The sequence below is a fragment of the Micromonospora sp. NPDC057141 genome, from assembly GCF_042670805.1.
GTDB lineage: Bacteria > Actinomycetota > Actinomycetes > Mycobacteriales > Micromonosporaceae > Micromonospora.
Map to the genome: position 1 here is coordinate 15,847 of NZ_JBHUVA010000064.1, position 24,370 is coordinate 40,216.

Here is a 24,370-nt window from a genome sequence, read left to right on the forward strand (position 1 = left end):
CTGATGCACGCCCTGCGCGTCTACCGGCGCTGCCTCGGCGCGCACCTGCGGGCCACCCTGGAATACCAGGCCGACTTCTGGATCCTGGTGGTCGCCGCCGTGCTGACCCAGGGCGCCGGCCTCCTGCTCATCGCGACGATCTTCGCCCGGGTCCCCCGCATCCACGGCTGGGGGGTGTGGGAGGTCGTGCTGATCTTCGGGATGATGGTGCTCGCCCAGGGGGCCAGCGAGCTGCTCGCCGAGGGCACGTGGGGGTTGGCGGGGCTGATCAACCGCGGCGAGCTGGACCGCATGCTGCTGCGGCCGTACCCGTGCCTGTTGCAGGTGTGCAGCAGCCGGGTGGGCATGAACGCGTTCGGCAACCTGACCGTCGGCGGCGGGTTGCTCGGCACGGCGCTGGCGCACCTGGACGTGGCGTGGACGCCGGGGCGGGCGGTGCTTGCGGCGGTGCTGCTGCCGAGCGCGCTGCTGATCAAGGTGTCGCTGACCGTGGTGGCGAACTCCACGTCGTTCTGGCTGCGGGGGGCGATCAACACCTTCGCCGCCGGTCTGGACCAGCTCGGCGAGCTGACGAAATATCCGCTGAGCATCTACTCGGTGGGGTTGCAGGCCGTGCTGGCGACCGCCCTGCCGTTCGCGTTCATCGGGTTCTTCCCGGTGTCGGCGTTTCTCGACCACGGGCGGCTGGCGTGGGTGGGCCTGCTGACGCCGGTGGTGGCGGCCTGGTGCGTGCTGCTCGCCGTCGCCGTGTTCCACCGGGGCCTGCGCCGCTACGAGAGCGCCGGGAACTGAGCCGCCCCCGGCCGACCGACGCCGGCCTCAGCCGACCGACGCCCGAGGGCCGTCGAGCGCGTCGAGGGTGAGGGTCGCCTCGCCGGCCCGCGCGCGGATCGACGCGACGGTCTCGTCGACCGTCAGGTCGCCGTTGTCCAGCCAGAGGCCCACGCCGGCGAGTTCGCCGGCCATCTCGTCGGCCAGGTGCAGCCAGCCGTGCAGGACCGTCTTGTGCGGGCGGAGCTCGTCGCGCACCGCCGCGACGGCCAGGTCGGGCCGGAGCATCACGAAGCCCAGCGGCGCGGGGTGCAGCAGCTCCAGGTAGCGCCGAAGCCGCTGCCGGGACGTCACCACGTAGTCGAGGACGACCAGGAAGTCGGCGGCGAGGAACGAGCGCGCCAGCAGGCACTGGTTGCGGACGTTGAGCAGGATCTGCCGCTCGGCCTCCTCGTCGTGCTGCGGCTGCGGCGGCCGGCTGCCGACGACGATCAGCCGTTGCAGGGCGTCGCCCTCGACGTGCACGCCCCGGGCTGCGGACCGGGCCAGGGCGCGGGCGGTCGTCGACTTGCCGGCCCCCGGCACCCCGGTGACCATCCAGACCCGGGGCCCCGCCTCATCCCCCGGCACCGGCCATGACCTCCTCGCGCACGTCATGCAGCAGCCGCAGGGCGCGCGCCAGGTCGTCCGGGTCGGCGGACAGGGCGCCGAGCGCCGCCTCGACGCCGCCGCGGAACCCGGCCGGGGTGGTCGGGAAGGCCGCCGCCTCCGCCACCGCCCCCTTCTCGTTGAGCAGGTAGCGGCCGGCGGCGGCGAAGAGCACCTGGGTGAGGCAGGCGACGATCCGGTAGGCGCAGCCGGTGACGTACGCGACGTCGCCCCGGCCGGCGGCGGTGACCGCCGTGTCGAGGGCGAACTGCGACTCCCAGCCGAACTGCCCGACCAGGGCCCTCGCCAGCGGCTCGGGGTAGGGGTCGGTGAGCGAGCGCAGCTGCGCGAGGACGCCCTGCGGGTCGTGGAAGGCGACGTTGTGGTGCAGCTCCCCGGCGTAGATGACGGTGCAGAAGCCGTGCGGGTGGCCGGGCTGGTAGTGGATCTCGGGTCGCCCGGCGGCGCACGCCCGCACGACGGCGCGGACGCGGTCGACCTCGCGCAGCAGGACGTCGGTCTTCACCCCGTCGACGACGAGCCAGCCGCCGCCGTTGATCCACGGACCCCACTCGCCGTAGTCGGTGCAGCCGGCCTCGCCGTTGTCGTCGATGCGGGCGAAGGCCGCGCTCAGCTCCCGGACGTCGGGCCGGCCGTCCCGGTGGTAGTAGACGCCGACGTCCACGTCGGACCTGCGGTCGGCGGTGCCCCGGGCACGCGACCCGCCGAGGGCGAGGCCCGCGATGCCGGGCAGCCCCGAGAGCGCGTCGCGGATCTTGGCGAGGATCGCGTCCTGTTCGGCGTCACCCACGGGCCGCCACCCTTTCTGTACCGTCACCGGCCGCGTGTCAACGTAGCACATCGGGGGGTGACGCCGGCCCCGGCAATAGGGGTTATCAGCCGTTCTCGGCGTGCCGCATAAGGGCTGGCATCGGCACCGGGAAATCAATTCTGGACCGGTCGAAGACATTGACGTACGCTGCGGTCTGGCGACGCGGTGGCGTCGCCATGGCATCGGGCGCCACGGGCGGCCACGACCGAACCACGAACCATTGCGGGGGCTCTCATGATTCGGCCTTTGCCGTGACGGATGCGCAACGCCGGGCGCTCGCCGAGAAACTGCGCCGCTGCGCGGCGACGGCCGGGCGGCCGATCCGGTCCTTCCTGCACCGGCCGTACCCCACCGTGTTCCCGTCCACGGCGCGGCTACGCCGCTGGCGGCACCGCAACCATGCCCGGCTCGCCCACGGCCGCACGTTCTGGGGCGACCGGCTGCGGGTGCGGCTGCCCGACGAGATCTCCATCGCGATCCGCCGGCACGGCTTCATCGAGTACGAGCTGAGCGCCTTCCTGCTGCGCCACCTGCGCGCCGGCGCGACGTTCCTCGACGTCGGCGCCCACCTCGGCTACTTCACGGTGCTGGCGTCCCGCTGCGTCGGCCCGTCCGGCCGGGTGGTGTCGTTCGAGCCCACGCCCGCGACGTACGCGCTGCTGGCGCAGAACGTGACCGGCCTCGGCAACGTCACGGCGGTGCCGGCGGCGGTCTGGTCGTCGCCCGGGACGCTCTCGCTCACCGACCACGGCGTCGGCTACAGCCCCTACAACTCGGCGTACCGGTCCCGCCTCCCGGAGGCCGTCCGGCAGCGGGTGGCCACCACCGTGCACGAGGTCACCGCGGTCACCCTCGACGAGTTCGTCGCCGCGCGGGCGCTGACGCCCGACGTGGTCAAGGTCGACGCCGAGAGCGCCGAGAAAGACGTCCTGGAGGGCATGGGCCGCCTGCTGGGCAGCGTACGTCCGATGGTCTCGCTGGAGGTCGGCGACCTCGACGTGCCCGGCGCGCCGCGCAGCGCGGAACTCGTCGAGTTCCTGGCCGGCCACGACTACCGGGCCTACGAGCTGTCCGACGGAATGCCGCGACCGCATCGACCGAGGTCATCGTACGAATACGACAACCTCGTCTTCGTCGCCGCCGAGAAAGGACACCTGTTCGATGTATGACGTCGTCGTTCGGTCCGGCACCGTCGTGGACGGCACCGGAGACGCCGCCCGGACCGGTGACATCGCCATTTCCGACGGCCGGATCGTGGCGGTCGGCAGGGTTTCCGGCCGGGGGAAGCGCGAGATCGACGCGGACGGGTGCATCGTCACTCCCGGATTCGTCGACATCCATACGCACTTCGACGGTCAGGTGACCTGGGACCCGTTGCTGACCCCGTCCTGCTGGCACGGCGTGACCACGGTGGTCATGGGCAACTGCGGCGTCGGCTTCGCCCCGGTGACCGAGCCCAACCGGGAGTGGCTGATCGGCCTGATGGAGGGCGTCGAGGACATTCCCGGCGCGTCGCTGTCCGAGGGCATCCGGTGGGCGTGGGAGAGCTTCCCGGAATACCTGGAGGCGGTCGCCGGCCTGTCCCGGGTGATGGACGTCGGCGCCCAGGTGCCGCACGGCGCCGTCCGGGCGTACGTCATGGGCGAGCGGGGCGCCGCCAACGAGCCGGCCACGCCGGAGGACATCGCCGCGATGACGGGCATCGTCCGCGAGGCGATGCACGCCGGCGCGCTCGGGTTCTCCACCTCCCGCACGACCACCCACCTGGCGATCAGCGGCGAGCCGGTGCCCGGCACGTTCGCGGCCGAGGACGAGCTGTTCGCCCTCGGCGGGGTGCTCGGCGAGCTGGGCACCGGCGTGTTCCAGCTGGTGCCCGCCGGGGCCGGCGGCGAGCCGATGGAGGACCAGTTCCGCGAGGTCAAGTGGATGCGGCGACTCTCGGCGCAGGTCGGCCGGCCGATCACGTTCGGCCTGTTCCAGAACGACCACGAGCCGCACCTGTGGCGGGAGATCGTCGCCATGGCGCGCCGGGCCAACGAGACCGAGGGCGCGCAGCTGCACCCGCAGATCGCCGGGCGGCCGTTCAGCGTCATCGTGGGCCTGGAGAGCACCCACCCGTTCAAGCGCCGCCCCACCTACCAGGAGCAGCTGGCGCACCTGCCGCTGGCCGAGCGGGTGACCCGGATGCGTGACCCCGAGACCCGGCGGCGGATCCTGGCCGAGGCCCCGGCCAGCGTCAACCCCCGGGCGTACCTCTTCCCCGAGGACTACGAGAAGTACTTCCCGTTCGGCCGGCAGCCCAACTACGAGCCCGGCAGGGAGGACAGCGTCGCCGCCATCGCGGCCCGCGCGGGCCGCGACTGCGAGGAGGTCATGTACGACCTGCTCGTCGCCGGCGACGGCACCCAGACCTTCCTGCGTCCACTGCTCGGCTACAGCGAGTTCAGCCTCGACCCGATCCACCAGATGCTCCTCGAACCGCACTGCGTGGTCGGGCTCAGCGACGCCGGCGCGCACTGCCGGCTGATCTGCGACGCGAGCACCCCGACGTCGCAGCTGACCCACTGGGCCCGGGACCGTACGCGCGGCGAACGGCTCGGGCTGGAGTTCGTCGTACACAAGCAGACCTGGCAGACGGCCGCCCTGTACGGGCTGCGCGACCGGGGGCTGCTGCGGCCCGGGTTCAAGGCCGACGTCAACGTCATCGACTTCGACAACCTCGCGCTGCGGCCCCCGCAGTTCGTGCACGACCTGCCGGCCGGCGGCGGCCGGCTGATCCAGCGGGCCGACGGGTACCGGGCCACGCTGGTCTCCGGCGAGGTGACGTTCGTCGACGGCGAGCACACCGGCGCACGTCCCGGCCGGCTGATCCGGGGCGCCCGCGGCACCGCCGGGGCGCTGTCGTGAGCCGCGCGCGGCGGCTGCGGGTGGGGCTCGTCGGGTGCGGCCAGATCGGCCGCATGTACGCCGAGCACCTGGCGGCGTCCGGCGACGTGGCGCTGACCTGCCACGACGTGCGCGGCGGCCAGGCGGCGGCGCTGGCGGCGCAGGTCGACGGCGACGTGTGCGACGACGTCGAGCGGCTCCTCGACGGCGCGGAGGCGTTGATGGTGACCTCCTCGACGGAGAGCCACGACGCGCTGGTCACGCTGGCGCTGGAGCGCAAGCTGCCCACGTTCTGCGAGAAACCCCTGACGCTGGACCTGCACCGGACCCGGGAGCTGGGCCTCGCCGCCGACCACGGCGGCACCCCGCTGTGGATCGGCTTCCAGCGCCACTTCGACGCCGGGTTCAGCACGCTGCGCGACCGGATCGCCGGCGGCGACCTCGGCACCGTCTACACGGTGCGGATGTTCTCCCACGACGCCGCCTGGCCGCCGCTGGACCGCCTCGCCGCCTCCGGCAGCATCTTCCGCGACCTGATGCTGCACGACTTCGACATGGTGCGGTGGCTCACCGGCCGGGAGGTCACCGGCGTCGCCGCGATCGGGGACGTGCTGGCCGTGCCCGAGCTGGTCGAGCTGCGCGACTACGACGCGGTGGCGGCGACGCTGGGCGTCGAGGGCGGCGGGGTCGCCGTGCTCACCGCCGGGCGGCACAGCCCGCTCGGCTACGACGTGCGCATCGAGGTGCTCGGCTCGCGCAACTGCCTGACCGTGGGGCTCGACGAGCGGACCCCGATGCGGCAGGTCACCGAGCACGGCCCCGACGAGCGCCCCCGCCACCGCGACTACCGCGACCGCTTCGCCGCCGCGTACCGGGCCCAGATCGACGCCTTCCTCGCCGCCGCCCGGGGCGGCGAACCCGACCCGCGGGCGGGCACCTGGCGCGACTCGTACGCGGCGCTGGCGCTGGCCATGGCGGCGGAGCGGTCCGTGCGCACGCACACCTTCGAACCGCCGGTCGAGGCGACGCCGTAACGCGCGGGGCGCACCGGCCCCGGCGACGTACCGACACGTGACTGAAGGGTTTCCCATGACCAGACGCGCACTCGTCACCGGAGCCGGCGGCTTCATCGGCCACCACCTGGTGACGTACCTGCGGAGCCAGGGCTGGTGGGTCCGCGGCGCCGACCTGCGGCTGCCGGAGTTCCGCGCCACGACCGCCGACGACTTCGTCGTGGGCGACCTGCGCGACCCGGAGGTCTGCCGGCGGGCGTGCGACGGCGTCACCGAGGTGTACGCCCTCGCGGCCGACATGGGCGGCATGGGCTTCATCTCGAAGGACCCGGCGACGATCCTGCGCAACAACGCGCTGATCAACCTGCACACCGTCGAGGCGGCCCGGCTGGCCGGCGCGCGGCGCTACTTCCTCGCCTCGTCCGCCTGCATCTACCCCGAGTACGCGCAGACGACGCCGGACGTGCGGCCGCTGCGCGAGGACGACGCCTTCCCCGCCGGCCCGCAGGACTCCTACGGCTGGGAGAAGCTGATGGCGGAGCGGCTCTGCGTCTACTATGCCGAACAGTACGGCCTGGACGTCCGCATCGCCCGCTACCACAACGTGTACGGACCCTACGGCACCTGGGACGGTGGGCGGGAGAAGGCCCCCGCCGCGCTGTGCCGCAAGGTCGCCGAGGCGCCCCCCGGCGGGGAGGTGGAGATCTGGGGCGACGGCCGGCAGACCCGCTCGTTCTGCTACGTCGACGACTGCGTCGAGGGCACCTACCGCCTGATGCGCAGCGACCACGCCGAGCCGGTGAACATCGGCTCGGACCGCCTGGTGACCATCGACGAACTGGCCGCCCTGGTGATGGCGGCGGCCGGCCGCCACGACCTGCGCCTGCGCCACGTGAGCGGCCCGCAGGGGGTGCGCGGGCGCAACTCCGACAACACGCTGGTGCGCCAGGTGCTGGGCTGGGCGCCCGGCATCCCCCTCGAGGCGGGCCTCGCCGTCACGTACCGGTGGATCGCCGACGAGGTGGCGGCCGCGCGGGGCGCCGCGGCGCAAGCGGCGCCCGCATGACGCCACCCGGCTTCGTCCTGTTCGACCTCGACGGCACGCTCATCCGGCCCGGAGCCCCGGTGCAGCGCGCCCACCTGTCCACCATGGCCGCCGCCATCGCCGACGTCTGCGGCGCCGCCGAGGAGTTCCGCTACGAGGGCGGCCAACTCTGGTACGCCGGCATCGACCTGGCGGGCTTCACCGACGCCGGTACGGTGCACGCCGCGCTGCGCCACCACGGCGTCCCCGCCGGTCGGCTCCCCCAGCTCACCTGGCAGGTCATGGCCGTCCTCGCCGCGCGCATCGAGCAGCGTCCGGCCGCCGGGGGCGCGAGCGCCGCCGATCTGCTCCCCGGCTGCCGGGGCCTGCTGGAGGCGTTGCGCGGCCACGGCTGCCCGCTGGGCATGAGCACCGGCAACGCCCGGTCGGTGGCCCGGTGGAAGATGCGGCGCACCGGCCTGGCGGACCTGCTGCGCGACGGCGGCTTCGGCGACGCCGCCCGCGACCGCGACGACGTGGTGGCCGCCGGGGTGGCCGCGCTGGGCGACGCCGGGCCCGGCGTGCTGGTCGGCGACACCGCCAAGGACGTCACGGCGGCGCACGCGTCGGGCCTGCGCTGCCTCGCGGTCACCACCGGGGCCACCCCGCCCGACGAACTGCGCGCGGCGGGCGCGGACGCGATCGTGGCGGACCTCACCGGCACCGCCGCCCTCGACGCGGTGCTGCGGCTGCTCACCGCAGCGCCGGCCCGAGTCCCCGTCCACGGAAGGTTGTCCTCATGAGTGACACACTGCCCCGCGTCGACGTCGTGATGACGACCATCGGCGACGGCGAGGCGTTCCTGTCGGCGTACCGGACGCTGCTGGGCGCGGCCGACGCGCACCGGCGGGTGCGGATCGTCGTCATCCCCGACCGCAAGACGCCCGCCAGCCTGTTCGACGCCGTCGAGCGGGCCCGCAGCGACGGCCTGCACGTCGTCTGCCCGACCGTCGCCGAGCAGGACGCCCTCCTGGCCGGCCTGGGCGCCCCCACCCTCGTCCCCTACGACTCCGACAACCGGCGCAACGTCGGCTACCTGCTGTCCTGGCAGTCCGACGCCGACTTCCTCGTCTCCGTCGACGACGACAACTTCCCCATCGACGCCGACTTCCTCACCGCGCACGCCGTCGTGGCCGCCGGCCCCCGGCCGGCGCGGGTCGTCACCGCCTCCTCCGGCTGGTGGAACCCGTGCGGGCAGCTCACCGTCGCGCCGATGCCGGTCTACCCGCGCGGCTTCCCGTACGCGCACCGCAGCCCCACCCCGACCTCCGAGCGCACCGAGACCGTCGACGTGCGGATCAACGCCGGGCTGTGGCTGGGCGACCCCGACGTCGACGCGATCACCCGCATCGCCGTACGGCCCGAGGTGACCGCCATGCCCGCGCCGGCCGTGGTCTGCGACGCCGACACCTGGGCGCCGGTCAACTCGCAGAACACCGCCGTGCACCGCGACGCCATCCCCGCCTACTACTTCCCCCGCATGGGCTACCGCCACCACGGCCAGGAGATCGACCGGTACGCCGACATCTTCAGCGGCTACTTCGTCCAGGCGTGCGCGAAGCGGCTCGGGCACGCCGTCCGGTTCGGCGACCCGCTGGCCCGACACACCCGCAACGAGCACCTGCTGCTGCGGGACCTGCAACAGGAACTCACCGCGATCGCGATCCTGGAGGACGTGCTCGGCTGGCTGCACGGCGCCAAGCTCGACGGCGACACCTACGCCGAGGCGTACGTGTCGCTGTCGTACCAGCTCCAGGACGCCGTCGAGGCGATGACCGGGCGGGTGTGGACCCACGAGCTGCGCGGCTTCGTCCACCAGATGGCCCACCTGATGCGGCAGTGGGTCGGCGTGCTCCAGCGCTGCCACGGCGGAACGCCGGCATGACCCGGCGCACCGTCCTCGTCACCGGCGCGACCGGGGCCATCGGGCAGGCGGTGGCGCAGGCGCTGGCCGGCCCCGAGGTGACGCTGGTGCTGCACTACCACCGCGACGCCGCCACCGCCGAGCGCCTCGTCGCCGAGCTGACGCCCCGCACGGCTTCCGTCGCCACCGTACGCGCCGACGTCGGCACCGACGCGGGCGTCGCGGCTGTGCTCTCGGCAGCCCGCCGGGTCGGGCCGGTGGACGTGCTGGTCAGCAACGCGGCGGTGCTGCGGCCCGCCCCCGTGGCCCGGGTCCGCGCCGACGACTGGTCGGCCACCATGGCGGTCAACCTGACCGCCGCGATGCTGCTCATCCGGGGTGTGCTGCCCGACATGACCGGCCGGGGACACGGCCGCATCGTGGTCACCACGTCCGTCGCCGGGCTACGCGGGTGGCCGTTCCAGGCGGCGTACGCCAGCGCGAAGGCGGGGCTGGTGGGGCTGGTCAAGTCGGTGGCCCGGGAAACCGCCAGGTTCGGGGTCACCGCCAACGCGGTCGCCCCGGGCTACGTGCCGTCGGCGATGAGCGCGCAGGGCGGCGACCCGGCCCGGGCGGCGATCCTGGCGCAGACGCCGATGGGTCGCGCCGGTACGCCCGCCGAGGTGGCCGCCGCCATCGCGTTCCTCGCCTCGCCCGGGGCCTCGTACGTCACCGGGCAGGTCCTCGCCGTCGACGGGGGGATGAGCGCGTGACGACACCCCCGTACGCGTTGCTGTTCCCCGGCCAGGGAGCGCAGTTCCCCGGCATGGCCCAGCGCCTCCACGACGCCTCCCCCGCCGTGCGCGACCTGTTCGACCTGGCGGAGTCCCGCACCGGCCTGCCGCTGCGCGAGATCTGCTTCCGCACCGAGCGCACCGACCAGGCGCGTACGGACTGGAACCAGCCCGCCGTGTTCCTGGCCGGCCTCGCCGGCTGGTACGCCCTGGTCGAGGAGGCACAGCGGCGCGGCGTGGCGAACCCGCCGGTGTGCGTGGCAGGGCACAGCCTCGGCCACTTCACCGCCCTCGCGGCGGCCGGGGCGCTGTCCGCGCCCGACGCGCTGGACCTGGTCGCCCGGCGCGGCGAGCTGATGCACCGGGCCAGCCTGGCCGCCGACGGCGCGATGGCGACGCTGATCGGGCTGTCGGAGCCCGCCGTCGCCGACCTCGTCCGCGCGACCGGGGACGACGCCGTCTCGGTGGCGGCGATCAACGGCCCCGACCAGGTGGTCGTCTCCGGCGCGGGGGCGGCCGTCGCCGCCGTCTCGCAGCGGGCCGTGGCGGCGGGCGCGGAACGGGTGGTGCCCCTCGCGATCGCGATCGCCGCGCACTCGCCCCTGATGGCCCCGGCCGACGCCGGGTTCGCCCCGCTGGTGGACCGCGCCGAGCTGCGGGAGCCGAGCGTCCCGGTGGTGCTGAACACCACCGGACGGGCCAGCCGCGACGTCGCGGAGATCCGGGCCGACCTGCACCGGCACATGCTGGCCCCGGTGCGGTGGTGGCAGTGCCTGGCGACCGCCCGGGAGTCGGGGGCCGCCCTGCTGGTCGACGCCGGGCCCGGCCGCACGCTGAGCAAGGTCCTGCGCCGGGACCTGCCCGCCGACGCCGTGCACTCCCTCGACCATCCCCGTGGACTGGAGGCACTGCTGCCATGACCCGCAAGGTCCTGTTCTGTCCCTGGTCGGCCGGCGGCGGCGCCGGGTACACCGGCCGGGCGCTCGCCGCCGCCGCGCAGCTCGACGGGCGCTTCGAGTGCGCCTTCGGCCCGTCCGGGGTGCCCCGGATGGTCGCCGAGGGCGGCTACCGGATGATCGGGGAACCGGCGCCGGACGGCGCCCCGAGGCGGGTCCCGGCGTTCCTGCCGTTCGCCAACGTGGAGCGGGTCTACGCGGTGACCGCGCGCTACTACCGCCGGTCGGTGCTGGCCGAGCACCTGCGGCGGGACCTGGCCGCGATCGACGCGTACCGGCCCGACGTCGTGGTCACCGACATGCAGCCCACGGCCGTGCTCGCCGCCCGGCTGCGGGGGCTGCCGCTGGTGTCGATCGCCGACACCGACTTCCTCAGCCCCGACCCGCTGGCGTGGATGCCGTGGAGCACCGCCGACCCGACGGCGCTGCTGCCGCACCCGAGCGCACTGGACGCCCTCGACGCCGTCGCCACCGAGCACGGGCTCGACCCGGTCGGCAGCATCCCCGGGCTGCTGTGGGGCGATCTGACGGTGGTGCCGAGCGCGCCGGAGGTGGAGCCGCCGCCGCCGGCCCCGCCGGGCCGGTCGGGTCCGGCGTACGTCGGCCCGCTGTACTGGGACCCGCCCGGCGCGCCCTGTGTTCCGCGCGCCGCCGCCGGCACCCGGCGGGTGTACGTCTCCATCGGCAGCGGCGGGATGGTGGCCGACACGGCGCTGCGGGAGGTGCTGGCCGCCTGCGACCGGCCGGACCTGTCGGTGTTCCTGTCGGCCGGGTTCGGTGCCCGCGAGTGGCTGCACCGCTTCCCGAACGTGGAGCTGGGCGGCTTCACCGGCCTCTCCGGGCCCATCGGCTGGGCGGATCTGGTGGTCAACCACGGCGGCTACTCCACGGTGATCGCCGGCCTGCTGCACGGCAAGCCGCAGGTGGTCCTGCCGTTCATGAGCGAGCAGGAGGCCAACGGCCGGCAGTTCCTGGCCGACCACGGTGCGGGCCTGGTGGCGCGGACCACCGAGGTCGAGCCGGACGGCCGGATCCGGTACGTCAACCGGCACGCGGGGGCCACCGACGATCCGGTCGTGCCGGCGGCCGACCTGGCGGCCACGATCCAGGAGGCGCTCGACGACGCGTCGCTGGCGCAGCGGGCCGGCTACGCCCGGGACAGCCTCACCCGGCTGCGCGCCGGGGCCGACCTCGCGGAGTCGTTCGCGGCGCTGCTGCGCTGAGCGGCCCGCGTCCGTCCCGCGGCACGCCGCCGGCACCCGGCGCCGGCCCCATCTGCGCGGTCAGCGCCAGGTGCCGGCGGCGAGCCCGCGCAGCAGCTCGGAGCGCAGCAGTTTGCCGTTGACGTTGCGGGGCAGCCGGTCGACGACGACCACCCGGGCGGGCACCTTGTACGCGGCCAGCCGCCCGTGCAGGAACGCGTACAGCTCCCGGTGGTCCAGCTCGCGGACGGTCTCGACGAACGCCACGACCTCCTGGGCCCCGCCGGGCCCCGGCGCGCCGACGACAGCGCAGTCCCGGACGGCCGCGAACGTCCGCAGCGCGTCCTCGACCTCGGCGGCGGGGACCTTGTTGCCGGCGACGTTGAGCGTGCCGCCCCGGCGGCCGAGCAGGTGCAGCCGCCCGTCGGCGTCGAGCCGACCCACGTCGCCGGTCGGCTGGAGCCCGTCGCCGACCGGTCCCGGACCGCCGACCGTGTCGCCGGTGTGCTGGACGCGGGCCGGCGGGCCGGCGCAGGCCACGAGGACGTCCCCCGGGCCGGGCGCGGGGTCGACGGCCAGCCCCACCCCGGCGATCGGCCGGCCGACCGAGCCGGCGACCGACTCGGTGTCGAGGGTCAACATGCCGTGCTCGGAGGTGCCGTAGTGCTCGCCGATGCGCCAGCCCACCGACTCCGCCCACCGCTGGCGGTCCTCCGGCGGCAGCGGCGCACCCGCCGAGACGCACAGTCGGGGCCGGTGCCGGGTGGCCAGGCCGGCGGCCGAGAACCACCGGTACAGCAGCGGCACGGACAGCAGCACCGCCACCCGGTGCCCGTCGACGGCGTCGGCCACCGTCCGGGGGCCCGGCTGCCGGTCCAGCGCCACGTACGTGCCTCCGGCGACCAGCGTCGTGACGATCCCGCCGCACAGGGCGTAGCTGTGGTGCGGCGGCGTCGTGCAGGCGACCACCTCGCCGGGGGACAGCTCCAGCGCGGCGGCGAACGCCCGCGCGTTGGCCGTCACGGCCGGCCAGGGCCGCTCCACGCACTTCGGCCAGCCCTCGCTGCCCGAGGTGGACAGTCCCAGCCCGGCGGGCCCGTCCCCGCCGGAGGTGGCGGGCCGCCCGTCGAGCCCCTCGACGGTGAGCCGGTCGGCGTCGGAGGTGACGAGCCGGTCGGCGCGGAACAGCGACCGGGCCCGGTCCCGCTCGTCGTCGGCGGCCCGGGCGTCGCCGACGAGCAGCGGCACGTCCGCGATCGTGGCGGCCACGACCGTCACGGCGACGTCGGCGGCGCACCGGGCGACGGTGGCGGCCCGGCCGGTCAGCCCCGGCGCGAGCCGCTCCGCCCGCCGCAGCAGCTCCGCGTAGGTCAGGGTCCGGTCGCCGGCGACGACCGCCGGGCGGTGGGGATGCGTGCGCGCCACCTCGGCGAGCGCGTCCGCGAGGGTGGGCGGGCCGCTCATCGGACGAGCACCACGTCCCACGCGCCGGGCCGGCCGGCCACGACGACCACGGCCCGGCCGGCGGCCGCCACCTCGGCGCTGACGGTCTCCGTCTCGGCGCTGACGGTCTCCGCCTCGGCGGTCGCGGTGCCGGGCGGGGTGACCGCCTCGGCGAGGGCGCGCAGCGGCCCGGCCGCCGGCGAGGACGCCCCGCCGACCCACGTCCGGGCCCGGGGGAACGCCGCGCCGAACTCGGCGCGGGCGGCCTGCTGCACGGCGACGGTCGCGCCGCACAGCCGCACGTCGGCGACGGCGGCCGGGGCGACGCCGGCCGCGTCCAGCACGTCGGGCAGCGCCCGGCCGGACGCCACGCCCCGGGCCACCGACAGCCGGTGGCGGTCACCGGCGGCCCCGGCGGCCTCCCGGCCGAGCAGCACGGCCGCCACGTCGCCGAACTGGGCGTGGTGCGGCACGCCGAGCCGGTCCAGCGCCGCGTCCGCGAACGGGGTCAGCGCCTCGTACGCGCCGACCAGCACCGTGTCGGCCTGGCCGGTGGTCAGCCGCCGCACCGCGTGCAGGAGGGCCTGCATCCCGCCGTCGCGCCCGAGCAGCGTCGTCGCGGCACCGCCGAGCCCGTGCGCCACCGCCGCCGCCGACACCAGCGAGTGCGGCGAGTAGTAGACGAACATCTCCGGCGCCAGCCACTTCGGCCCGGCCTCGTCGAGCTGCTCGTGCATGACCTCGCCGACGCGGGCCATGCCGTAGAGGGTGCCCACCGCGATCTCGGTCTCCCGGCGGGCCTCCGTGTCCAGCCCACCGGCCGCCACGACCCGGCCGACGACGTCGGTGAACCGGTCGACCACGACGCGGGTCAGCTCGGGCTCGGCGGGCCAGCCGTCGCGCCCCCGAGCACGGTTGCGCGCCGCCTCGTCGAGAGCGAACCGGTCGCTGCCACCGGCCGCCAGCAGCACCGTCGTCACGGTCACCGTGCCGACCGTCGCCGTGCCCACGCCCGCTCCCGCGCCCGTGCTCACCTGCCGGCTCCCGCGCTCGTGTCCGCCGCCGTGCTCATGCCCGCTCCCAGACGACCGCCGTGTTGACGCCGCCCAGGCCACAGGAGACGGAGACGGCCGACCGCGCGTCGGCGACTTCCCGGGGCTTCGTCACGATGTCGTACTCCCTCCACTGCGGGTCCACGGGCTCCGCCGCCGTCGTCGGGGTCAGCGTCCCGTGCCGCAACGACAGCAGGCACACCAGCGACTCGATGACGCCCGCCGCGCCCTGGCAGTGCCAGAGCAGGCCCTTCACGCTGTTGATCGGCAGCGTCCGGACCCGGTCGCCGAAGACGTCCGCCAGAGCCCGCATCTCGGCCACGTCGCCGAGCTTGGTGCCGGGGCCGTGCGCGTTGACGAACGAGACGTCCCGCGGCGAGAGGGCCGCGGCAGCCAGCGCGCGGCGCAGCGCCAGCTCGATCCCGGCGGACTCGGGGGCCGCCATGTGGGTGGTGAAGCTGCTCGCCCCGTAGCCGGCCAGCCGGCCGAGGACGGCGTCGTCGCCGGGCCCGCCCGGGGACGGCCGGCGCAGCAGGCAGGCGGCGGCGGCCTCGGACAGTGCGATGCCCCGCCGCGCCTGGTGGAACGGCTGGCAGCCGTCCACCCCGAGCGTGCGCAGGGCGGCCAAGCCGTGGAACGCGGACTTCGACACCGTGTCCGCGCCGACGATGAGCGCCTCCTCGGCGTCGCCGGCGAGCAGCAGGTCGCGGGCGTACCCGAGCGCCACCGCCCCGGAGGCCGACGCGCTGCCCACGGTGACGGCCGCGCCGAGGCCGAGCTTTTCGGCGGCGCGCTCGGCGATCCACCCGGCCAGCGCCGCCTGGTCGTCTCCCCCGCCGGCGAGGGCGTGGCCGAGGGCGTTGCCGCCGGTGTCGGTGGTGCCGACGACGAGCGTGACGCCGGCGTGCCGAGACGGGTCCAGGCCGCCCAGCGCCTCCTCGGCGGCCAGGCAGACCAGTTCGAGCAGGCGGTCGGGGGCCGCCACCTCGGCGGCGGACGCGCCGGCCACCGCGCCGGCCCGGTGGCCGCGCGCGGCGTCGTACGGCATGGGCAGCCGGTGCGCCCGCTCGGCCAGCAGGCCCTCCCACAAGGCCGGCACGCCGTGGCCGGTGGGCCCGACGACGCCCATCCCCACCACGTCGAGCCGGCCACCGGGGCGGTCGTCCGGGTGGTGGGCCGGGCCCTCTGCTGCTGCGGCGACGGCGGCATCGGCCAGGGACGCGACCGACGCCTGCGGGTCGAGCACGGCGTCGTCGGGAACCGTGACGTCCCATCGCCGGTGCAGCTCGGCGGCGACGGTGATCAGGGTGACCGAGTCGACGCCGAGGACGACCAGCGGTTCGTGGTCGCCGAGGCCGTCGACCTCCGCCGGATCCCGGTGGCGGGCGAGCAGCTCGCGGATGCGGTGGACGACCTCGGGCCGGCCCGGCTCAGCCATGGGCGGCCGCCTCGGCGGCGCGGAAGCCGGACGCGGTCGCCTCCAGAGCGGCGTCGACGTCCTCGTCGGTCAGGGCGCCGGAGACGTACCAGTGGTGGTTGGGGTGCAGGAGCAGCCCGCGCCGGGTCGCCTCGGTGTAGAACGCGTCGTGCGCCCGGCCGCGCGCCGAGTCGTCCGGGTCGGTGAAGCGCAGGAACGGCATCTGCGGCACCCCCAGCACCCGGCCGGGCAGGCCGTGCTCGGCGAGCTGGCTGGCCAGCCCCGCCTGGAGCCGCTCGCCGAGGCGCTCGACGCGCTTGAGGATCGTCCCGTCGCGCAGTTGGCTGATGGTGGCCACCGCCGCCGCCATCTCGGCGCCGTTGACGTGGAACGTCGAGCTGATGTGCACCTCGCCGACGGCCCGCATGACCTCCTCGCGGCCCACCAGGGCGGAGATCGGGTAGCCGTTGGCCATGGCCTTGCTGAACGTCACCAGGTCGGCCCGGACGCCGTAGCGTTCCTGCGCGCCGCCGGGGGCCATCCGGAAGCCGGAGCGCATCTCGTCGAGGACGAACAGCGCGCCGTGCTCGTGGGCCAGCTCCGCCGCGCAGGTCAGGAAGCCGGGGGCCGGCGGGTCCACCTCGAAAGGCATCATCAGCAGGCAGGCCACCTCGCCCGGGTGGCGCTCGAACGCGGCCCGCAGGCTGTCGAGGTCGTTGTAGTCGAAGCTGTCCACCACGGCCTGGGCCTCCGTGGGCACGCCGCCGGGGCGGGTGGCGCACCAGTCGTGCCAGCCGTTGTAGCCCCAGCGGATCACCCGGGTCCGCCCGGTGTGCACGCGGCTGAGCCGCACGGCGGCGCTGGTGGCGTCCGAGCCGGTCTTGAGCAGGAAGACCTTCTCGGCGTGCGGGATCACCGCCGCCAGCAGCTCCGCGAGCTCCACCTGGACCCGCTTGCGCAGCGTGATGGCGAAGCCGTCGCGGATCTCCCGCAGGACCGCCTCGGAGACCACCGGGTCGGCGTGGCCGAGGATGATCGTGCCGTACGCCAGGATCAGGTCGAGGTAGCGGTTGCCGTCGACGTCCCAGATGTGGGCGCCGCTGGCGCGCTCGCCGTACAGCGGGTACGCCCCGTCGACAAGGCGGTCGCGGGCCAGGACGTAGCCCTCGTAGGCGAGGGTGGCGTCGACGGCCACCGCGCGCCGCAGCAGCGCCTGGGACTGGCTCAGGTCGAGTGGGGCCGGTCCGGTCATGCTTGCCTCTCCTCGTCTCGCCGCCCGCCGGCGGGCTGCTCGTCTCGCTGCTCGCCCGCCTGCGCCGAGTCCCGGTGCTGGTCGGCGGGCGCGACCCGGTCGGCGTAGCACCACGCCTGGTTGCGCAGGATCCGCCGCCAGACGCCCTCGTCGTCGCGGGCCGCGTCGGGCAACGGCACCGGCAGGCCGAGGTGGGTGTGCAGCTCGTCGCTGAGCCGGGCCAGCGCCGCCTCGCACGCCTCGAAGACGCCGAGCACCGGGGCGTACACGGAGGTGTCGTCGGCCTGCGCGCCGGCCCAGCGGTGCGCGCCGATGAGGGTCCGACCGAGCTTCTGCGCCGCGCGGGACGCGGCGAGCAGCTCCGCGGCCAGCGTCGGGTACGCCTGCTCGACGGCCATCGCGGCGAGGAACAGCGACGGCTGGACCGCGCCCAGCACGACCACGTGCAGGGCCCGGGCGGCGGGCCCGGTGAGGCCGTCGCGCCGCCAGCGCCGGGCGACGGCGCGCAGCGCCGGCAGGTCCTCGGCCAGCGCCACGGCGGTCGGCTCCAGCAGCGTGGCGCGCAGCGCGGCGGCGTCGTCGCGGGGCGGGGTGAAGTGCACGGTGGCGAACCGGCAGCAGCCCCGGACCACGTCGGGGGTGACCGGGATCCGCCGGCGGTACCCGTCTGCCGGCGGGGCGTCGGTGTCCAGCACCTCCAGCACCTCGCCGTCGTACGCCACGGCCAGCACCATGTGGTCGAGGAAGTGCTGGACCCCCTCGAACTCGTCGCCCGGCCAGTAGTAGCGGTCCGGCATCAGCACGCACGGGGTGCCCGAGGCGACCAGCGCGGTGAACTCGTCCCAGTGCTCGTGGCCGTCGACCGCGTTGCGCCAGTCCAGCCGGCCGTGCCGGAACCACGAGGACTTGCGCCGGTCCCCGCGCAGGTCCAGCGGCACGGCGAGGGCCTGGGCGATCTCCAGGTTGTCGAAGCCCTCGGCCCGCAGCGCCGACTCGACGCAGCGCAGCAGGCAACTCAGCCCGTCCAGGGGGCCGTCGTCCCAGCCCAGCGACAGCCCCGGGTCCAGCACCGGGGGCCGGCGGGTCCGCGTCGCGCCCTCAGTCATTGATCCGCGCGTCGATCGCCTTGGCCAGGTCGCCGACGGTGACGTACCGGCTCAGCTCGAAGTCCTCGTCGGCGAAGTCGGCGTCGTACTGGCGCTCGAAGTGCGACATCAGGTATGCCATGTCGATCGAGTCGACCGCCAGGTCGAGCAGCTGGTCGTCAGGGCCGATCGAGTCGACCGGGTTGCCCTGGCGGCGCAGCAGCAGCGCGACGAGCTGGTCGAGGGTGCTGTCGGCGTCGGTCATCTCAGTTCTCCTTGATCGATTCGCTGACCGGGATGCCCACGTGGCGGCCGGGCACGGCGGAGACCGCCAGCATCCGGTCACCGACGGCGATGGACGTGCAGTTGGTCACCGCACCGGCGGCGTCGAAGATCCGCACGTGCCAGTCGTCCTGGACGATGGTGTTGATGGTCGAGTCGCCGATGCGGCACTCGATCAGGCGCAGCGGGCGCATCTCGGTCTTGATCCGGCCGACCAGCACCGGGCGGGCGCGCCCGGCGGTGTTCACGGCGAGGACCTGCTCGCCGGCGCTGAGGTCGGTGATGTACGCGGTGCGCCCGGCCGGGGTCCACACGTAGGAGTGCACGGCGCCGGCGTTGACCCGGAAGGGGCGCAGGTTCATGTACGGCAGGTAGTGCACCTCGGCGCAGACCAGCAGCCCGCCCGAGGAGGTCGAGCCGACCAGGATCCCCTCGTCGGGCTCGAACAGGTCGGTCGTGTCCACGCAGCCCCGCATGCCCATGCCGATGGACCGGACCGCCGTCACCTCGGCCTCGACCAGGTCGAGCTGCTCCGTGCGGCGTTCCAGCAGCTCCCGGGCCAGCCGCACCACCTCGCCGGGGGTGGAGACACGCAGCAGCATCGCGTCCGGGCCATGCTGAAGCACGCCGCGGGTGACCAGGGCGTCCACGGAGTTGTGGACGCGCTTGACGACCGTGGTCCGCTGCGACTGGGCCTCGGCGACGATGAGTTCCAGCGGGATGTTCGTCTCGTCGGCGAAGCTGACCAGCAGGACGTCGACGTGACCGAGCGCCGCCACGGCCTCCTGCATCGTCTCGGCGTCGGTGACGTCGATCCAGCGGCCCCGCCGCCAGCGGCCCCCGGGCGGGACGGCGGCGAGGGTGGCGTGGTCGGCGGCGATGACGGTCAGCGCCCGGGACGGGTCGAGCTTGTCGAGCTGGGCCGGCTCGGTGACGAGCACCGCCACCTCGACCCGGTCGGGCAGGGCGGTGTCGGGCACCGCGTCCGGCGGGACCATGACGCCCCGCACGGGTGCCTGGACGACCGCCGCCACCATGTCGGGCAGGCCCTCGCGCAGGTGCGACAGGTCGCACCAGAGCGGGATCAACGCGTCACTGTCGGACACGGTCGTGCCTCCTTCGTCGGGTCAGCCGGGGTTGTTGGCGTGCACCAGCGCGTGCAGGTCAGCGAGGGCCTCCTCGGGCGCGGCGTGCTGCTGCACCTTGCGCCCGATGCAGACGCCCGCCGCGCCCGCCGACAGGGCGTCCTTCACGTCGAGCAGGACGTCCTCCCAGGAGTCGGAGGGCTCGCCGCCGGCCATCACGACCGGGGCGAAGCAGCCGTCGACGACCGTGGCGAACGAGTCGGCGGAGCCGGTGTAGGGCACCTTGACGATGTCGCTGCCCAGCTCGGCCGCGACACGGGCGGCGTGGGCGATCTTCTCCGGGGCGGCGGTCGGGTCGACGCCGGCGACGTACACCATCGCCAGCAGCGGCATGCCCCACTGGCCGCAGGCGCCGGCGAGCTGCGCGAGGTCGTGCAGCATGTCGGTCTCCTCGGGCACACCGAAGGTGACCTGCGCCGACACGGCGTCGGCGCCCACCCGGACGGCCTCGACGACGTCGCCGGTGAGCCTCTTGACGTGCCCCCGGCCCGACAGGGCGGTGCCGGCGGAGAGGTGCATGACGACGCCGGTGGACCTGGCCGCCTCCGCCGGCACCCGGCGCAGCACCCCACGGTGGCCGATGATGCCGTTCGGCGCCCCCGCCAGCAGCCGGACGAGCTGGGAGTCGATCGCGTCCAGCCCGGCGATCGGGCCCATCGTCACCGGCTGGTCGATCGGCATGAGCACGGTGCGTCCGCTGACCGGACCCCACAGCCGCCGCAGCCGCCGCTCCCGACCTGTTGACTCCATGTGTGCCTCCTTCAGGCGGACGATGACCCGGACCCGGGCGACCGCGGACTCGCGTGGTTGACCAGGGACGCGCCCGAACGGGCGGGCCGCGGACGCACGGTCGGGCGGGGGCGTTGGCCGCGCTCGCCCGCTCAGGGTGCCGGCACGGCCGGGTGGGGTGTCGGGGCCGGGGTCGCCGGCAGGCGGCGCGGGCCACGACTCCGCCAATCCCCCGTGTACGTCAGCATCGTGGGTAGCCAACCGCCCGTCGTATCCGATTCGAGTCGCCGCCACATCCGCAAAGCCCCGCGAGCATTGCAAGACATTTGCCGACGTCAGTGTAGCGAGGATCAGGACGCGGGACACCCCTTAGTTTCGACCCCCTAACACCACCGCACCGGACGACATTTGTCGTCATGACGGCCGTCAATGGCAGGGGCCACGCCACCTTGGTTGCGGTGGCAACCCACTCAGCGGCGCACCGGCGGCGGGGCGGGGTTCAGCCGCGCGGCGCGGGCGGCGCGAGCTGGCGGTCGTGCACCCGGCTGAGCAGGGCCAGCGACGTGATCGCGCCGAGCAGCGCCAGGAACATGTCCCACTGGGTGTCCCAGACGTCGCCCTGGGTGGCGAGGAAGTCGTCGGCGGCCGACCCGCCGGCCACCGCCGCCCACCACTCGATCATTTCGAAGAATGCGCTGAAGGCCAGGCAGGCGCAGACCACGAGCGGGGCGAGCCAGCGGCTGCCCCGCAGCGGCGAGCGACGGACCAGGATCTCGCGAACCAGGATGGCCGGCACGAAGCCCTGCGCGAAGTGACCGAGCCGGTCGTACGGGTTGCGGGACAGGTCGAACAGGTCCCGCACCCAGTCGCCCAGCGGGGTGCGCGCGTACGTCCAGTGCCCGCCCGCGATGAGGATCAACGCGTGGACCGCGAGCAGGCAGCACAGCAGCGTGCTCAGCGGGAACCGGCGCCAGGTGAGCAGCACCACCGGCACGCCCACGATCACCCAGACCGTCTCCAGCAGCCAGGTGAGCCGGTCGTACGGCCGGATGCCCGACGCCACCAGCGCGACGAGGACGAGGGCCAACAGTGCCGGGGGAAGGACCGCGCGCGCTCGGGACACCGACGACCGCCTGTTCGGTTGTGCTCAGGCCGGCCAGCCGCCGGTCGGCCGCCGACGATATCCCCTGTTGATCGGGCGGTCAGCGGCAGGGCGGATTCGCCGAGGGGCAGCGGCCGGGGGGCGGAAGCCTGGGCACGGCTGCGAGGCGCCACGCGAGTGAATCCTGAGGTGGCTACCGCCGCAGGCTTCAGCCCGCGTACGCGCGGACCTCGCCGCGCACCGTCACCGCCACCTGCGCCCCGGCGGCGAGCGCCGCCCCCTCGTCCAGGGTCCGCGCGGTGAGCACCGTGCCGTCGTCGAGCCGCAGCGTGGTCAGCGCGTCGTGGCCGTGGAAGTCCTGCCGGACCACGGTGGCCAGTGGTCCGCCGGTGGCGGCGAGGCGGATCTGCTCCGGCCGGATGAGCACCGTCGCCGCGCCGCCCGTCGCCACGCCACCGGTGCCTCCGCCGCCCGTCGCCGCGCCGCGCAGCGGCAGCCGGCCCAGCGGGGTGAGGGCGACGGCGTCGGCCACGGTTGCCGGCAACAGCACGGCGTCACCCACGAACCGGGCCACCCAGGGCGTCGCCGGGTCCCGGTAGACCTCGGCGGGCGGCCCGCACTGGACGATGCGCCCGGCGTCCATGACGGCGACCGCGTCGGCCATGGACAGTGCCTCGCCCTGGTCGTGGGTGACCAGGACAGCCGTCGCCCCGTCGGCCCGCAGCGCCTGCCGCACGTCGGCCCGCAGCTCCGTGCGCAGCTGCGCGTCGAGTGCGCTGAACGGCTCGTCGAGCAGCACCAGCGGCGGCCGGGGCGCGAGCGCGCGGGCCACCGCGACCCGCTGCTGCTGGCCGCCGGAGAGCTGGTGCGGCATCCGGGGGCCGTAGCCGCCGAGCCCGACCAGGGCGAGGACCTCCTCGACGCGCCCGCTGCGGCGGGCCGCCCGGTCCAGCCCGTAGCCGACGTTGTCGGCCACCGACAGGTGCGGGAACAGCGCCCCCTCCTGGGGTACGACGGCGACCCGGCGGCGGTGCGGCGGCACGTGCACCCGGTCGGCGGCGACCGGCCGGCCGGCGACGGCGATGCCGCCGGAGTCGGCCCGCTCGAACCCGGCGACGCAGCGCAGCAGGGTGGTCTTGCCGCAGCCGGACGGGCCGAGCACGGCCAGCAGCGTGCCCGACCGCACGTCGAGGTCGACGCCGGCCAGCGCGGGCACCGTCCCGTACGACCTGGTCAGCCCGGCCACGGCCAGCATCGTCTCGGTCATCGGGTGCCTCCGGGGGCGGTCGGGCCGGCGTCGGTCAGTCCGGTGCGCGCCACGAGCAGCCAGGTCGGCACGGCGGCGAGCGCGACGAGCAGCACCGCGTACGGCGCGGCGGCGGCGTACGCGGCGGTCGAGGTGTGCGTCCACAGCTCGGTGGCCAGGGTGTCCATCCCGGTCGGGCGCAGCAGCAGCGTGGCGGGCAGTTCCTTCATACAGGTGAGGAACGTCAGGGCCGCCCCGGCGCCGATCCCGGGCAGGGTCAGCGGCAGGGTGACCGTGCGGAACACGGCGAACGGGCCCCGGCCCAGCGACCGGGCGGCCTCCTCCACGGCGGGCGGGCTCTGCGCGGCGGCGGACGCCACCGCCCCGACGGCCAGCGGCAGGAACAGCGTCGCGTACGCCAACGCCAGCAGCCACACGCTCTGGTAGAGCGGGTACGCAACGTTGACGGCGAAGAACACCAGGGAAAGGCCGATCACCACGCCGGGCAGGGCGTGCGCGACGTAGGTGAGCCGCTCCAGCACGGTGGTCACCGGGCCGGGCGCGCGGGCGGCGAGCAGCCCCAGCGGCAGGGCGAGCAGCATGGTGAACGCCGCGCCGGCCAGCGACACCGACAACGACCCACCGGCGGCGGCGACGACCTCGGCGAGGGAACCGGGGCGGGACACCCCCGCGCCGAGCCAGCGGGCGAGCCCGAACACCGGCACGCCGAGGGCCAGCGCGTCGACGGCGAGCAGGGCGGTCAGGGCCGGCCACCGCCAGCGGCGCAGCGCAAGCCGCGCGGGCGGGCGCACGGCGGTGCTGGCGTAGCGGGCGTCGCGGGTGCGGGTGCCCAGCTCCGCGCCGATCAGCAGCACGGTGAGCACCACCAGCACGGTGGAGAGCACCAGCGCGCCGGTGCGGTCGAAGCCCAGATTGAACGCGGTGAAGATGGCCCGGGTGAAGGTGTCCACCCGCACGATCGACACCGCGCCGAAGTCGGACAGGACGTACAGCGCGACCAGCAGCGCACCGGCGGCCACGGCGGGCCGGATCTGGCGCAGCGTCACCCCGACCAGGGTCGCCCACGGGCCCCGGCCCAGCGAGCGGGACACCTCCTCCTGCCCGGGGTCGGCCCGGCGCAGCGCGGCGACGGCCGGCAGGTAGACGTACGGGTAGGAGCAGACGGTCAGCAGCAGCGCCGCCGCCCAGAAGCCCTCGAAGCCGTCCACGGTGGCGGTCCAGGCGAACCCGGCGACGTACGTGGGCACGGCCAGCGGCAGCGCCGCGACGACGCCGAGGGCACGGCGGCCCGGCAGGTCGGTGCGGGCGACCAGGAACGCGGCGGCGACGCCGAGAGCGACGCAGGCGGCGGTGACCACGGCGGCCAGGGCCAGGCTGCGCCCGGCGAGCACGGCGACCCGACCGGTGAACAGCTCGGCGGCGATCCGGTCCGCGCCCGCCTCGCCGGCCCGCACGGCGAGGTAGACCAGGGGCAGCAGGGCGACCGCGACGGCGGCGGCCGACGCGGCGGTCAGCCCCGGCCGGGGCAGGATGCGCCGCGCCGACCGCCGGGCCCCGGCGGGGGCCC

At 75.2% G+C, this 24,370-nt stretch carries 23 protein-coding genes; 10 read left to right on the forward strand and 13 right to left on the reverse strand.

Annotated features, from left to right (window positions below; all coding sequences use genetic code 11):
* The first annotated feature begins 3 nt into the window (after positions 1-3).
* Positions 4-792, forward strand: a complete 789-nt coding sequence (locus tag ACFT41_RS24910) for an ABC transporter permease (protein ID WP_377587941.1) — start codon at positions 4-6, stop codon at positions 790-792.
* Positions 793-819: 27 nt separating this feature from the next.
* On the opposite strand, the gene ACFT41_RS24915 is transcribed toward ACFT41_RS24910, so the two are convergent.
* Together ACFT41_RS24915 and ACFT41_RS24920 are read right to left on the reverse strand one after the other, a co-directional pair.
* The gene (locus ACFT41_RS24915) at positions 820-1,401 is read right to left on the reverse strand and encodes an AAA family ATPase (RefSeq protein WP_377587940.1); all 582 of its coding nucleotides are present in this window, start codon (positions 1,399-1,401) and stop codon (positions 820-822) included.
* Entirely contained in the window at positions 1,388-2,230 is an 843-nt protein-coding gene (locus ACFT41_RS24920; protein ID WP_377587939.1) for a nucleotidyltransferase domain-containing protein, read from the reverse strand. Before ACFT41_RS24920 ends, ACFT41_RS24915 begins: the two co-directional genes overlap by 14 nt.
* Before the next feature lie 272 nt (positions 2,231-2,502).
* Between ACFT41_RS24920 and ACFT41_RS24925 the strand changes: the two genes are divergently transcribed.
* The 9 genes from ACFT41_RS24925 to ACFT41_RS24965 are packed head-to-tail and all read left to right on the forward strand — an operon-like array spanning position 2,503 to position 12,050.
* Positions 2,503-3,420, forward strand: a complete 918-nt coding sequence (locus tag ACFT41_RS24925) for an FkbM family methyltransferase (protein ID WP_377587938.1) — start codon at positions 2,503-2,505, stop codon at positions 3,418-3,420.
* A complete protein-coding gene (locus tag ACFT41_RS24930) occupies positions 3,413-5,158 on the forward strand; it encodes an amidohydrolase family protein (protein ID WP_377587937.1) in 1,746 nt (581 codons plus the stop codon). Before ACFT41_RS24925 ends, ACFT41_RS24930 begins: the two co-directional genes overlap by 8 nt.
* Entirely contained in the window at positions 5,155-6,171 is a 1,017-nt protein-coding gene (locus ACFT41_RS24935; RefSeq protein WP_377587936.1) for a Gfo/Idh/MocA family protein, read from the forward strand. Before ACFT41_RS24930 ends, ACFT41_RS24935 begins: the two co-directional genes overlap by 4 nt.
* 55 nt (positions 6,172-6,226) lie before the next feature.
* The gene (locus tag ACFT41_RS24940) at positions 6,227-7,216 is read left to right on the forward strand and encodes an NAD-dependent epimerase/dehydratase family protein (RefSeq protein WP_377587935.1); all 990 of its coding nucleotides are present in this window, start codon (positions 6,227-6,229) and stop codon (positions 7,214-7,216) included.
* Positions 7,213-7,977 (forward strand): HAD family hydrolase, encoded by a 765-nt coding sequence (locus ACFT41_RS24945; protein WP_377587934.1) that lies wholly within the window; start codon positions 7,213-7,215, stop codon positions 7,975-7,977. Before ACFT41_RS24940 ends, ACFT41_RS24945 begins: the two co-directional genes overlap by 4 nt.
* Complete coding sequence (locus ACFT41_RS24950; RefSeq protein ID WP_377587933.1) at positions 7,974-9,119, forward strand: hypothetical protein; 1,146 nt, start codon at positions 7,974-7,976, stop codon at positions 9,117-9,119. The genes ACFT41_RS24945 and ACFT41_RS24950 overlap by 4 nt, the downstream gene beginning before the upstream one ends.
* Positions 9,116-9,850, forward strand: coding sequence for an SDR family oxidoreductase (locus ACFT41_RS24955; RefSeq protein ID WP_377587932.1), 735 nt, complete (start codon positions 9,116-9,118; stop codon positions 9,848-9,850). The genes ACFT41_RS24950 and ACFT41_RS24955 overlap by 4 nt, the downstream gene beginning before the upstream one ends.
* A complete protein-coding gene (locus ACFT41_RS24960) occupies positions 9,847-10,791 on the forward strand; it encodes an ACP S-malonyltransferase (RefSeq protein WP_377587931.1) in 945 nt (314 codons plus the stop codon). The genes ACFT41_RS24955 and ACFT41_RS24960 overlap by 4 nt, the downstream gene beginning before the upstream one ends.
* A complete protein-coding gene (locus ACFT41_RS24965; protein WP_377587930.1) occupies positions 10,788-12,050 on the forward strand; it encodes a glycosyltransferase in 1,263 nt (420 codons plus the stop codon). The genes ACFT41_RS24960 and ACFT41_RS24965 overlap by 4 nt, the downstream gene beginning before the upstream one ends.
* Before the next feature lie 60 nt (positions 12,051-12,110).
* Here the strand turns inward: ACFT41_RS24965 and ACFT41_RS24970 are convergent, their stop codons facing one another.
* From ACFT41_RS24970 to ACFT41_RS25020, 11 genes are all read right to left on the reverse strand, one after another.
* Complete coding sequence (locus ACFT41_RS24970; RefSeq protein ID WP_377587929.1) at positions 12,111-13,493, reverse strand: class I adenylate-forming enzyme family protein; 1,383 nt, start codon at positions 13,491-13,493, stop codon at positions 12,111-12,113.
* Entirely contained in the window at positions 13,490-14,506 is a 1,017-nt protein-coding gene (locus tag ACFT41_RS24975) for a hypothetical protein (RefSeq protein ID WP_377614007.1), read from the reverse strand. Before ACFT41_RS24975 ends, ACFT41_RS24970 begins: the two co-directional genes overlap by 4 nt.
* A gap of 34 nt (positions 14,507-14,540) precedes the next feature.
* Positions 14,541-15,962 (reverse strand): beta-ketoacyl synthase N-terminal-like domain-containing protein, encoded by a 1,422-nt coding sequence (locus ACFT41_RS24980; RefSeq protein WP_377587927.1) that lies wholly within the window; start codon positions 15,960-15,962, stop codon positions 14,541-14,543.
* Positions 15,955-17,193, reverse strand: a complete 1,239-nt coding sequence (locus ACFT41_RS24985) for an aspartate aminotransferase family protein (RefSeq protein WP_377587926.1) — start codon at positions 17,191-17,193, stop codon at positions 15,955-15,957. Before ACFT41_RS24985 ends, ACFT41_RS24980 begins: the two co-directional genes overlap by 8 nt.
* Positions 17,190-18,299: a hypothetical protein gene (locus tag ACFT41_RS24990; protein WP_377587925.1), complete on the reverse strand. Its 1,110-nt coding sequence runs from the start codon at positions 18,297-18,299 to the stop codon at positions 17,190-17,192. Before ACFT41_RS24990 ends, ACFT41_RS24985 begins: the two co-directional genes overlap by 4 nt.
* On the reverse strand, positions 18,292-18,543 hold the full coding sequence (locus ACFT41_RS24995) for an acyl carrier protein (RefSeq protein ID WP_377587924.1): 252 nt from the start codon (positions 18,541-18,543) through the stop codon (positions 18,292-18,294). The genes ACFT41_RS24990 and ACFT41_RS24995 overlap by 8 nt, the downstream gene beginning before the upstream one ends.
* Position 18,544: 1 nt before the next feature.
* A complete protein-coding gene (locus tag ACFT41_RS25000) occupies positions 18,545-19,666 on the reverse strand; it encodes a 3-dehydroquinate synthase II (RefSeq protein ID WP_377587923.1) in 1,122 nt (373 codons plus the stop codon).
* Positions 19,667-19,687: 21 nt separating this feature from the next.
* Positions 19,688-20,455, reverse strand: a complete 768-nt coding sequence (locus tag ACFT41_RS25005; protein ID WP_377587922.1) for a class I fructose-bisphosphate aldolase — start codon at positions 20,453-20,455, stop codon at positions 19,688-19,690.
* Between the two features lie 478 nt (positions 20,456-20,933).
* Positions 20,934-21,557 (reverse strand): DUF2238 domain-containing protein, encoded by a 624-nt coding sequence (locus ACFT41_RS25010; protein WP_377587921.1) that lies wholly within the window; start codon positions 21,555-21,557, stop codon positions 20,934-20,936.
* Between the two features lie 187 nt (positions 21,558-21,744).
* A complete protein-coding gene (locus tag ACFT41_RS25015) occupies positions 21,745-22,803 on the reverse strand; it encodes an ABC transporter ATP-binding protein (protein ID WP_377587920.1) in 1,059 nt (352 codons plus the stop codon).
* Positions 22,800-24,335, reverse strand: coding sequence for an ABC transporter permease (locus ACFT41_RS25020; protein WP_377614008.1), 1,536 nt, complete (start codon positions 24,333-24,335; stop codon positions 22,800-22,802). Before ACFT41_RS25020 ends, ACFT41_RS25015 begins: the two co-directional genes overlap by 4 nt.
* Between the last annotated feature and the right edge of the window lie 35 nt (positions 24,336-24,370).